At 44.0% G+C, this 12,763-nt stretch carries 7 protein-coding genes; 1 reads left to right on the top strand and 6 read right to left on the bottom strand.

Features of this window, described 5'->3' with window-relative positions; translation table 11 throughout:
• Positions 1-27: 27 nt before the first annotated feature.
• The gene (locus ABJH64_RS03230; protein ID WP_348273999.1) at positions 28-3,129 is read right to left on the bottom strand and encodes a TonB-dependent receptor; all 3,102 of its coding nucleotides are present in this window, start codon (positions 3,127-3,129) and stop codon (positions 28-30) included.
• A gap of 294 nt (positions 3,130-3,423) precedes the next feature.
• On the opposite strand from ABJH64_RS03230, the gene ABJH64_RS03235 reads away from it, so the two are divergent.
• On the top strand, positions 3,424-6,573 hold the full coding sequence (locus ABJH64_RS03235; protein WP_348299401.1) for a PVC-type heme-binding CxxCH protein: 3,150 nt from the start codon (positions 3,424-3,426) through the stop codon (positions 6,571-6,573).
• Between the two features lie 1,298 nt (positions 6,574-7,871).
• Here ABJH64_RS03235 and ABJH64_RS03240 read toward each other — a convergent pair.
• The 5 genes from ABJH64_RS03240 to hisF form a co-directional block, all read right to left on the bottom strand.
• Positions 7,872-9,254 carry a sulfatase gene (locus ABJH64_RS03240; protein WP_348334466.1) on the bottom strand — a complete coding sequence of 461 codons (1,383 nt, stop codon included), beginning with the start codon at positions 9,252-9,254 and terminating at the stop codon, positions 7,872-7,874.
• Between the two features lie 180 nt (positions 9,255-9,434).
• A complete protein-coding gene (locus tag ABJH64_RS03245; RefSeq protein ID WP_348275951.1) occupies positions 9,435-9,851 on the bottom strand; it encodes a DUF1801 domain-containing protein in 417 nt (138 codons plus the stop codon).
• Positions 9,852-9,999: 148 nt separating this feature from the next.
• A complete protein-coding gene (locus ABJH64_RS03250; RefSeq protein ID WP_348275950.1) occupies positions 10,000-10,989 on the bottom strand; it encodes an MBL fold metallo-hydrolase in 990 nt (329 codons plus the stop codon).
• A 121-nt stretch (positions 10,990-11,110) separates the two neighbouring features.
• Entirely contained in the window at positions 11,111-11,710 is a 600-nt protein-coding gene (hisIE, locus tag ABJH64_RS03255) for a bifunctional phosphoribosyl-AMP cyclohydrolase/phosphoribosyl-ATP diphosphatase HisIE (RefSeq protein ID WP_348275949.1), read from the bottom strand.
• Between the two features lie 273 nt (positions 11,711-11,983).
• Entirely contained in the window at positions 11,984-12,739 is a 756-nt protein-coding gene (hisF, locus tag ABJH64_RS03260) for an imidazole glycerol phosphate synthase subunit HisF (RefSeq protein ID WP_348275948.1), read from the bottom strand.
• Positions 12,740-12,763 lie beyond the last annotated feature (24 nt).

A 12,763-nucleotide genomic window follows, 5' to 3' on the forward strand; every position in this document is an offset into this window, starting at 1 on the left:
TGAGTAAATGAGGTGAAATACGCTCGTTTAGAAAGTAACATTGACACCGAAAGTGATCGTGCGTGGTACTGGATATCCAGCCAAATCCACCCCTGGACTTAAGTTACCTCCATCTCCCTGACCGTTGTTTTGCATGCTGACCTCTGGATTAGATCCACCCCAATAGCTAGTGAGCACCCATACATTTTGAGCTGAACCATAAATTCTGGCAGATTTAAATGTTTTTGGCAAATTCTTGAAAGTATAGCCTAGTGTGATATTTCGAATGGTGAAATAAGAAGCATCATAAACGAAGTTACTGTTAGCCCAGTCTCGCTCTATACCTGTCACGTTGCCTCCACCTACTGTAGTACCAAAAATCCCTTCTCCCGGATCTTCAGGAGATCTAAAGCGATCTTTCACCTTGGCTACCATATTAAACACCCCATCAAGGTTTGCGGTAGAGAACAAGTGCCTCATGTACAACTGATTTCCATGAGAACCTGAAGCTGTGATGCTTGCATCCCAATTGTTCCAGTTGAAATTATTGATAATACCATAGGTAAAATCCGGAAATGGATTACCAATAATGGTACGGTCGTCATTGTCTCCGCCATTGGTGATTACTCCGTCACCATTGATATCCGCCAGCTTGATACTACCCACGGTAGATCTGCCCGGTACCTTAGGAGAATTGGCCAGATCTTCTGCATTAGCATAATTACCTAATTTTTGTAACCCGTAAAACTGCCCAAACGGCTCCCCAACCTTTGTAATGTGGTAATCTCCATATACTCTATCAATTCCATCTGCCAGTTCAAGTACTTCATTTCGGTTGAAGGAAATGTTTGCATTAGTAGTCCATTTAAAGGCACCCGTAGTATTTACAGAATTAAATGAAAACTCATGTCCCCAAAACTTAATCTCTCCAATGTTATCATTGAAATTGGTGAATCCTGATTCCTGGGGAACCTGCACGGCATATAATAAATTCGTGGTGTTTTTGGTGTAGTAATCATAGACAAACGTCAATCGATCTGCCCAGAGTCCAAAGTCCACTCCTATATCGAACTGAGAAGTAGTCTCCCATCCCAGATTCGAATTACTTAAAGATGTGACAGCTGCACCTGGAAAAACAGTATTTCCAAATGCTGCATTAATCGTATTGTTGACCAATGCATACTGCGTATAGTTACCAATATTGTTATTTCCCGTCACCCCGTAGCTAGCACGTAATTTAGTAAACGAGATGGTAGAATTGGTACTCAGGAATCCCTCGTCAGAAAGCACCCAGCCTAGAGAGGTAGAAGGGAATACACCCCAGCGGTTGTCTGCACCAAAACGAGACGAACCATCACCTCGCACAGAGGCTGTAAACAGGTACTTCCCTTTATAATTGTAGGTTAATCTAGAGAAAAGCGAAGTCAACGACCACTCTTCAACTCTTGAAAAAGTGCCACCACGGTTTATATTGATCGCGCCTTGTATAGTTGGGAGTCGGTCATCTGCATAGGTATCAGCTTGGATTCTGGTGCGATCCTGTCGGAATTTTTGGTTTGAAAACCCTAACAATACTTCAAAAGAATGATCACCAATACTTTTACCGTAGGTTGCAATATTTTCATTCAACCAAGAGAGACTCTGAAATTCGTCTCTAATAGACACTGCCACAGTGGGAAGAGCCACGTTGATAGAGTTGGTCGCTGTGGATGGATTGAAAAAGAAGAAGTTAGAGTTGTTCAGCTCAGCATTAAAAGTTGTCTTTAGAGAAAGACCTTCGATAGGCTTCCACTCCAGATACGTATTCGCCAAAACATTTATCTCTTTTGTCTCATTGGTAATTTCATCTGCTGATCTCAGCCAGTTTGGATAGGCGAAAATATTACCCGTATTAGAAGGGAATCTGTTGAAAGAAGTCAATGTGCCGTCCTCTTCATAAATCGGCATGACTGGCCAGGTGTGCAAGGCATTGAATAAAATCCCCGTTCCACGAGTTCCGTCAGTCTGAGGCGTATTATCATACACATAACTAGGAGCCACATTTACACCGACATTTACCTTATCTGATACCGCATAGTCTGTATTCAATCGCATAGAATATCTCTGATAGTCTGTATTTCTAACTACCCCTTTTTGATCAAATAAGCCTAAAATTACCGCTGTATTTACTTTCTCTTTGTTGGAAGTCACCGTCAGATTATAAGAGGTGATAGGCGCTGTTTCGAGCATTGCTCCATACCAATCATTATCCTGATCTCTGAAATCCGCTGGATTTTGAAAAATCTCTGGGACCGGCTGACCAGCATCTGTGTAATATTCCTTTTTGAATTGAGCAAATTCTTCGGCATTTAGCATTTCCAACCTGCCGTTTTCCGGCACGGTCTGCCAGCCAGTAAAAACATTAAGATTGACGTTGGTTTGTCCTACAGTGCCTTTTTTAGTAGTAATCAAAACCACACCGTTAGCCGCCCTCGAACCATACAGTGAGGTAGAAGCAGCATCCTTCAAGACGGTAATTTCCTGGATTTCATCCGGGTTCAACGCATTGATATCTCCAGTGATCGGAAATCCATCCACCACATACAAGGGAGAGCTACCACCAGTAACGGAGAGTTGACCTCTGATCCGCACATTCATCCCTTCTCCTGGCTTGCCTGTGGTCTGATTGATCTGCACTCCGGCTAATCGTCCTTGAAGTTTTTGAGCTACTGAGGATACAGGAAGATCTTTCAGCTCCTTTTCATTCACAGATTGGATAGCTCCAGTCACTTCTCTCTTTATCTGACTACCATATCCTACCACCACTACCTCGGACAAGTCTGAGGTAGAATAAGCCAGGGTCACTCGGATATCTAAACTGTTTGCCGTGAGGATCAATTCATTGGTAGTAAAACCTATAAAACTCACAACTAAGGTTTCCCCTACCGAGGCATCAATGCTAAATGTCCCGTCAATATCAGTGACAGTACCTCTCTGCGTACCTTTGACTGATACTAGAGCGCCGGGAACCGGCTGATTATCTCCTTCGGAGACGACTGTGCCTTTCACTGTAATCGACTGCGCATAGGATACAGACAGAGATACAATAAACAAGGCTAATAAAAACCCCACAAACCGAGTTTTTATTAATGATTGATAATAGTGTAGCATAAGATTGGGTTTAAATATTAATAATAAGCTCAGCTAATTAAGTACTCTCAAAACCCTTTCCTATCCTGCACCATCCTGAAAAACAAACTCTTAAATATAAATAATAAAACAGGATACCACAGGATAGATATAATAATTATATAAGCTAAAAGTATATAACTAGAGCTACCAAAAACCCCCTTACCGAAATCCCTATATATTTCTATTCCCTCAGTCACGGACCTGAAATAATAACGAATTGATATTCCCGCAGTTTATCCCTAATATTAAGCTGTCACTAGTTCAAACCAAGAAATGCTTAAAAAATCCCCCTTCCACCTTTTTGTCCTCTTCACTCTAGGACTTCTCACTTTTCAATGCACCCAGAAAGAAACCTTCGAATTACAACCAAACGCTAGAATTGCCATCATAGGAAATAACCTAGGCTCTAGAATGATGGATTACGGAAGTTTTGAGACGGAATTGCAACTCAGAAATCCTGACAAAAATCTTTTCATTAGAAACATGGCTGATCCTGGAGACACCCCAGGCTTCAGACCTAGATCATCTACCAACGACCCTTGGGCATTCCCGGGTGCAGCAGAATTCCAACAGGAATACGCTACTCCATCGGGCAGCATAGGTCATTTCGAAAAACCTGATGAATGGCTCACCCGATTAAAGACTGATTTTGTCATCGCTTTTTTTGGTTATAGTGAATCCTTCCAAGGGGAAGAGGGACTGGAAAATTACAAAGCAGAATTGGATGCCTTTATCAAGCATACCCTTCGTCAGCAATACCATGACACGCTCTCACCAAAATTGGCTATCGTCTCCCCTATCGCTTTTGAAGATTTGTCAGAAAAAATAGACGTGCCCAATGGCAAAGTGGAAAATGAAAACCTGAATCTCTACACGGAAGCTATGCGAGAAGTGGCAGAAAAAAACGAGGTGCTTTTCGTCGATGCATTTACCCCAAGCAAGAAATGGTACCTCGAGACGGAGGAGGATTTGACCATTGATGGTTCCCAACTAAACGAAGCTGGCTATCAAAAATTAGCCGTACTGTTGGCTGATGAGATTTTTGGTGATCAAAAAATCCCGAATGAGGCCAATCGAGAATTAGTCCATGAAGCAGTGCAGGAGAAAAACTGGTTTTGGAGAAATGACTATAAAATTCCAAACGGTGTTCACGTTTTCGGCAGAAGATACGATCCCTTCGGACCGGACAATTACCCATTCGAATTGGCTAAAATCCGCCAAATGACCGCGATCCGAGACACAGCTATCTGGATGGCAAATAAGGGTGAGAGAAAAGACCTCGCTGCTGCAGATGCTAAAACAGATAAGCTGCCAGAAGTAAAAACTAACTACAACCCTGAAAAAAACGGAGACCTGCAATACCTCTATGGTGAGGAAGCTCTTGCCAAACTAACCGTAGCCCCTGGCTACAAAATAGAACTTTTCGCCTCTGAAGCAGAATGGCCTAATCTTGCTAACCCGGTTCAGCTTTCCTTTGACAATAAAGGAAGACTTTGGGTGGCGACCATGCCGAGTTACCCGCATTACAAGCCAGGAGATTCCCGACCTGCAGATAAGTTGTTGATCTATGAGGACACAGATAACGACGGCAAAGCGGATAAGGAAACTGTTTTCGCGGACGACCTCCATATTCCGGTAGGATTCGAATTGGCGCCCGAGGGAGTCTATGTGTCTCAGGGAAATAATCTTGTCATCCTGATTGATGACAATAACGACGATAAAGCGGATCGTAAAGAAATTCTTTTGAGCGGCTTTGACGATCACGACACGCACCATGCCATCTCAGCTTTCACCACTGACGAGTCAGGAGCAATCTACATGGCAGAGGGCGTCTTCTTGCATTCAAATGTAGAAACGTCCTACGGAACAGTGCGAGCGACTAACGGAGGCTTCTACAGATATACACCAAGCCGACATAAGTTGGAGCGAGTAGCTCAGGTGAGCATCCCCAACCCTTGGGGAATTGCCTTTGACGAATGGGGACAAAACTTCTATGCCGAAACCTCTGGACCAAATGTCAACTATATGATGCCCGCTTCAGTATTGCCACGCTATGGAAACTCTACAAACAAAGGCGCCAACCTGATTCAACGGGATCAATTGGTAAGACCAACTTCTGGTTTGGAGTTTATTTCCAGCAGACACTTCCCGGATGAGGTGCAGGGTGATATGATCATCAATAACACCATTGGATTCCTCGGAACCAAGCAGCATCAGATGGTAGATGAAGAGATTGGCTTTTCCACCAAATTCCGTCAAGATCTGCTTTCATCCACCGACAGGAACTTCCGTCCCGTGGATATGGAGATTGCGCCTGATGGCTCCTTATATGTAGTCGATTGGCATAATATTCTGATCGGACACATGCAGCACAATGCCAGAGATCCACTCAGAGATCATCAGCATGGCAGAATCTACAGAATCACCTATCCTTCCAGACCACTGGTGACGCCAGCCAAAATCGATGGAGCAAGCATCCCGACACTTTTGGAAAACCTGAAACTTCCGGAATACCGATCTCGCTACAGAACCCGTCGGGAACTGAGAGGCAGGGACAAAGCTGAAGTAGCTGCCGCAGTAGCTGACTGGGCGAGCAAGCTTGATAAAACGGACCCTAGATATGAGCACCACCTACTCGAGGCACTTTGGGTAAGCTGGGGAATCAACCATGTCAATCAGGATATCCTTAAGCAACTGCTAAAAGCTGATGACTACCGAGCCAGAGCAGCGGCAGTGCGTGTGCTTCGCTATTCTGGACACCAGGTTTCCAATCAAAAAGAGCTGATGACTGCTGCCATCACGGATCCAAATGGTCGTGTTCGTCTAGAAGCGATCACGGCAGCATCCTGGATGCCACGCGAAGATGGCCTCGAAGTCCTCGCTGCTGCTGAAGGGACAGAAATGGACAAGTGGATCACCCCGGCCTATGAAACTGCCGTGGCTCATCTTTCTGGATTATCAGTAGAAGACAAAAAAGTAGAAGATATCAAATCCAGCCTGAAGGGTTCAGACCGGGAGCTTTTTGTGCTAGGAAAAGAGATCTATGCAAGAGAAGGATTTTGTAGCACCTGCCATCAGCATGACGGACAAGGGCTATCTGCTTCCCAATTCCCTCCTATCGCCGGTACACCTTGGGTGACAGGAAGTGAAGAGCGTCTAATCAAATTGGTATTGAAAGGACTTATGGGGCCAATTACTGTTTTGGAAAGAGATTATCCTGGACAAGTACCTATGACACCTTTCGAAGGGATGCTGGATGACACGGAAGTGGCGGCGGTGCTTACCTATGTGCGAAATTCCTTTGGCAATTCCGCTTCGCCGATTTCGCCTGATTTGGTGAAAAAAGTAAGAGAGGAAATCAAAGACATGAAAGGCTTTTACAATCCTGCTGATTTGCTGAAAGAGCATCCGATGGAGAAGTAGTTGTTGGTTGTTGGTTGTTGGTTGTTAGTTGTTGGTTGTTGGTTGTTGGTTGTTAGTTGTTGGTTGTTGGTTGTTAGTTGTTGGTTGTTAGTTGTTAGTTGTTGGTTGTTAGTTGTTGGTTAAAAAAAATTATGATTATCAGCATTTCTACCAGTAAGGTGGAATAAGCAATGTAGCAAATGTTAAACTTAAGAATTGAGGCCGCTTCGATCTTCCAACCAGCTAAGCAAGGAATATAAGGTGACTGGCATTATTGCGGATAATTATAAAAAATAAAGGTCATGGGAATTTAACCCTGTGACCATTTTTTTTATAAAACTTCCAGGAGTTTTGTGAATCACCTAGACAGATTGAAAGCCTGGTATTGATTGTCCATCAGACGGCAGGGTAGTTTCGATTTACTTATAGCAAAATATGGATTGTATTGCTTTCAATGTGTTGGGCTTATAGATACAAAGCAAGGAAAGAGGACTTCGCCAAAAACCAAGAAAGATTTTCTTAAACTACCTAGAACCCTGGCTAACCTAGCTTGACAGCACCAATTGATTAAACAGCATCAGAGGTACACTATTTTTGAAGCAACGGGTTTTAATCCGCGAATAAGAAGTGGGCAATGATTCTGGTGTTTTGGCCTAAAGAATGTCAATCAGGGAAAACGTTTCTCCAAAATGAATGGAAGTTGTTTTTAAAACAGATAGACTGGCTACCCCGACATTTCTATCTAATTGCCACACTTCTAAATAGCCTCCAACAAAAGCAGAAGGCGATGAAAGACTCGCGATCCGTGCTGGGCTTTAGCCCAATTCTTTTGCCTAAAGTCCTGGAGCTAAGGAAATCTGTAAGGATGAAGACCTCCACCCCATGCGAGGACAGATTTTGAGATGCGAGAAACTTAGGACAGAATCCTTTGCCGAACCTACCCAAAAAGTGGCCTTATTCTCTGTGATCAATCGAACAGAAGACTGAGTAATCGGAGGCACCGATTATTCAAATGATTGGAATGAAAATCCTAATCCACGCGATGCTGAAAAAATCCTTGACCTGCTAAAAAACAGCGGCATCCAAGAACAGCCAGAAGTCCTAGAAATCATCGTAGGTCTTCGCCCAGCTCGAAGCAGTGTCCGACTTGAGATTGATCCAGCTTATCCCAACATCTTCCATAAGTATGGACATGGTGGAGCAGGTTTAACGGTAGTTTAGGCTACGCAAAGGAGTTAGGTGAAATTTTACTCGCAAAAACTCGAATAGATAAACTGTGCCAGAAGAAAACACCAGGTGTAACATGATCAGTTTTTTGCCTATTCTACCCTGTCTTTCAAATATTCAACAATTTTCTTCTCCATCTTTTCTCTAAGTTTTTTGAGCGTAGCCTGATGTGCCGGATCCTTAGCTAGATTATTGGTCTCCAAAGGATCAGCTCGCAAATCGTACAATTCTTCATGACTGGGATCATTGATGTACCTGAAGTATTTCCATTGCTCAGTTCTAATCGCCTCACTAGGTGCTATAATATCCACTTGCCACAGGTGCTCAGTCAGGAAGTCTTTCCGCTTGGCCAACTGCCTGGATCGTAGGCTCGTTCCCTGCCATGTCTTCGGCGGAGTAACCCCGGCATAGTCCATAATGGTAGCTGGCACATCGATATTCAACGCAAAAGCTGGATTTATGACACCTCCGGCTTGTCTCGGATCATAGACGATCAGCGGTACACGAAGCGAATTATCGTACATCAGCCATTTTCCAGCAAGCTGCCGTTCCCCAAGAAAATACCCGTTGTCACCCATCAGGATAATCACCGTATTGTCTGCCAGACCTTTTTCCTCCAACGCCTTACGAATATTTCCGATTTCAGCATCCACTTCTGAAATCATCCGATAATACCCTTTTACGCTGTGCTGATACTTCTCTGGAGTGTCGTAGCGCCAATGCCAGCGTGTGCGGTTTTCCCCTGTGCGCACGTAGGCAGGCTGAGCTTCAAAATACTTATTCTCCTGGAGCAAAGGTTCTGGAATCACCAAGTTTTGATACATAGTATCGTAGGCCGCTGACCAGAAATATTGCAATTCCGCCGGGTCATGCGCATGCGGTGCGGAGAAACTCAGGGAAAGCATAAACGGCTTATCGCCCGGCGCATTCCCTATAAAATCAATCGCCTGCTGGCTAGTGTAACGAGTGAGGTGAACGGTGTCTTTGTCTATGGTTTTGAAAAAATACCCTCTACGATCGTTGAATTTTCCATTTCGATCATAGTTTTCACCCTCATCAAAAAAGGAAGAAAAATCCGGGTATTGAATCCCAAACTTCCCATAAAACCCCGTGAAATACCCGGCTTCTCGGAGTTTGGCGGGATAGGAATTGGCTGCATACACCTCTTTCAAATCACCCTGCCCGAAGGTATAGCCATGGGTGCGCTCATACAATCCCGTGATCAAGCTCGCCCTACTGGCTGCACAGATCGGCGTGGTCACGAAAGCATTCTCAAAATAGGTTCCTTCAGCGGCCAATTTATCCATCTCTGGCGTTTGGATCAGGGTATTTCCAGCAAAACCCAGCGCATCCCAACGCTGATCATCGGTGAGGATAAAGATAATATTGGGCTTCTTATGCTGCGCAAAAGCAGAGAAACTCATTAGTAAGAGAAGGCAAAAAAGCAGTTTGTGAGGTGTTAGGTTATGTTCCATATTTTCTAAAATAAAAATAAAAGCCTAACCCTAGTGTCCTGTAGCATCCTAGTGGGTGAAAATCTCGGGGCTGGGGGCATGGTGTTGATGGTTGATTGGTTGTGGTCAGTTCTCAGTCTCATTAATCTCAACGCTATGACTGCTCACTGTGAGTAAAAACTGATCTCTGCAATCCCTTTTTCACAAGCCTAACATAGGCAGGTGCTTTACCTGATGATACCTGAGTGCGGCTTTGATGCAATTCTTCAATTCGGCTTCAGGAATCTCCTTATCAAGTTTAAAAACAAGTGCGCGATTGCCCTCATATTCAAAAATCTCATCGTAAGCCAGACGAAAACTCGGCACTAATTTGCTGGTGCATTTGAAATACATCGCATACTGATCTGGATTTTTTGCTTTCCAATCCATCCGAATCGTACTCCCTTTTTTCGCCAAATAACTAGGCTCCCCCCATTTCAATGTTTCTTCCAAGCTTGTCAAAGCTAGCTCTTCAGCAACTTCTAGAACCAACTTTCTCAGGCGTAGCATTTCTGCCTTCACATGGTCAGGGTAGTTAGAAAATACAGTGGCGACTTGCTCACTTGTTATCAATTCCATAGTATTCCTATTTCAGGTTCGAAATTACGCAAGTTACCAGTTGTCGAAAGAACTGAGACTTCTCATACGCGATTCATCAGCAACCTTTTCTGTGGAAATCTGCGTGGAAAATCAACTCAGCCCAACTCATTTTCTAATCCTATTTATCTCAAAGCTCAAAAACATCTCTAATCCTGGCAATTCGAAAGCCTGCTTTCAGCACCCGCTTCGACTCTTCACTCAGAGGATCAAGTACAGGATTGGTATGGTTGAAATGAATGAAAATAACCTTGGCTTTTTCTTCCTTGGTCAAGCCTGCAAACTTACTCATACTCTCCACTAGGAATGGATGGGGAATTTCAGCCATATCACGATTATTCAGCTCCTTCCCGCTGAAAAAAGTTGCATCTACAAACGCAAAATCTACCGAGCGCACCTCAGCGATAATATCCTTTTCCCACTTTTCCCATTTGTCTATATCCGGGATAAACAACGCTGACTTACTGGGACCAAGAATCTTATACCCCACCGTTTCGGAGTATTCATCCCGATGTGGAACTTGCAGTGGGATGACGGTCAGTTGCTCAGAAAGTCTGATCGGAACTTGATTTTCTAGTGGAACCAAGATGATATTTTCGCTGCGCACCAACTGACTCCATGGCCCATTTTTCTCAAGAAAATCAGCCATCCTTGGCATAGAGAACACCGGAACTCGGTTTGCATCACGAGCCTCTTTTCCCAAAAACATCAAACCGCCATAATGCCCGATGTGCGCATGAGTAAGAAAAATCCCATCCGGCATCTCGGCTTCGCTCTCCCTGCCAAACTGCTTCAACGCGTTGGTTTGCCTACTGATATCAGGAGTGGCTTCAAACAGGTACTTTTTGTTCGTGCCCGCATCAAACAACCCTAGAGAAACCACCTGTCGATCAGGATCTGGATTTGAAAAAAGCTCCTTGCAGCAATCCTTTTCGCACCCTATATGCGGCGAACCTCCGTCCTGAATGGTCCCGAGGACGAGGATTGAAGTCTTCGCAGCTGGATCAGATGACGGAGTGTTGACTTCCATTTCCCTGGAAGAATGACGCTCACAACTCATAAATAGTAATGCCGAAATGGCTAAAAAGCGGGAAATAGTATGGTTAAATGGGCGGAGCATAGAGGTATTGACTAAGTACAGAAAATTTAAGATAGGCTAGCAAAAAAGCTCGCCCTGGTATGTGCCTCACTGAGGAAGGTCGCCGTGGTTTGTACCTCCACAAAACACTAACTACCGATTCTTACTTTTTCTGATGCCGTTCAATCAGCACATCCATTACCTCATCCAGCTCATAGCCTTTGGCCTCTAGCAGCACCAAATAGTGATAAAGTAGATCTGCCGCTTCACCCATAAATAATTCCTTATTGTCATCTTTGGCTTCGATCACAATCTCCACGGCTTCCTCGCCCACTTTCTGGGCTACCTTATTGATGCCTTTGGCAAAAAGCGAAGCAGTATAAGATTTGTCTGTAGGATTGTTTTTACGGTCTTTGATAATGGCACGCAGCTGATCGATAAAGCCAGTTTTGGAGGAATTTACCTCCTCAAAACAAGTATCGGCACCGGTATGACAAACTGGACCGCGAGGATTAGCTTTCACCAAAATCGAATCCTCATCACAGTCAGACGTCATGCTGACCAACTCCATAAAGTTCCCAGAAGTCTCGCCCTTAGTCCAAAGTCTGTTTTTACTTCGGCTGAAGAAAGTCACCATCCCAGTTTCCTTGGTCTTCGCAACAGCTTCCTCATTCATATAGCCCTGCATCAATACCTTTCCGCTGATCGCATCTTGCACTATCGCCGGTACCAAGCCGTCCATTTTTTTAAAATCTATATTCATATCGTTTAACCTTTGGGGTTTCCAAAACCCCAAAGGTTTTGTTTTCTTATTCCTAACCTTTAGGGTATCTAAAACCCCGAAGGTTTGCTTTTATATTTCTACTGTTGTTTTAATCTACGCTTTCCAAAAGGTACTAGTCTATTAAAAACCTTCGAGGAGATTTTTCAGTCGTTCCTACTTCAAAATTAAACCTCAAAGGTTATATCATTATTAAAAACCTTCGAGGAGATTTTTCAGTCGTTCCTCCTTCAAAATTACACCTCAAAGGTTATATCATTTCCTAATACTCACTCCTTCATCCACCAAATATCTCTTTAACTCAGGAATCCCTATTTCCTTAAAGTGAAAAATACTTGCTGCCAAAGCTGCATCTGCTTTCCCAAAGGTAAACACATCGCTGAAATGCCCCATAGTTCCCGCGCCGCCGGAAGCAATCACGGGAATAGAAAGTGCTGAGGAAATCTCAGCGAGCAGCTCATTGGAGAATCCAGCCTTCGTACCATCATGATCCATGGATGTCAACAAAATCTCTCCGGCTCCACGATCGCAAACTTCCTGAGCCCAAGCCTGAGTTTTCAGCAAGGTCGCTTTTCTGCCTCCGTGGGTATGCACAAAGTCAATTCCATCCACATTTCTGGTGTCAATCGCCACCACGATGCACTGGGAACCAAACTCAGCGGCCATTTCATTGATGATTTGAGGATTGTGTACGGCAGCCGAATTGATGGAAATCTTATCCGCACCAGCAGCCAAAAGAAATTTGACATCCTCTATCGTCGATATCCCTCCACCAACAGTAAATGGAATATTAATTGCTTTGGCCACTTTCGTCACCAACTCAGCTAATGTCTTTCGCTTATCCACCGTGGCTGTAATATCCAAAAAGACCAATTCGTCCGCCCCTGCGTCAGAGTAGATTTTGGCCAACTCCACCGGATCACCTGCATCGCGTAGCTCCACAAAGTTTACTCCTTTGACAGTTCGGCCTTCTTTGATATCCAGGCAGGGAATTATTCGTTTAGTAAGCATGCTATTGGGGAATTTTTAAAATTA

The sequence above is a fragment of the Algoriphagus sp. genome, from assembly GCF_039969895.1.
GTDB lineage: Bacteria > Bacteroidota > Bacteroidia > Cytophagales > Cyclobacteriaceae > Algoriphagus.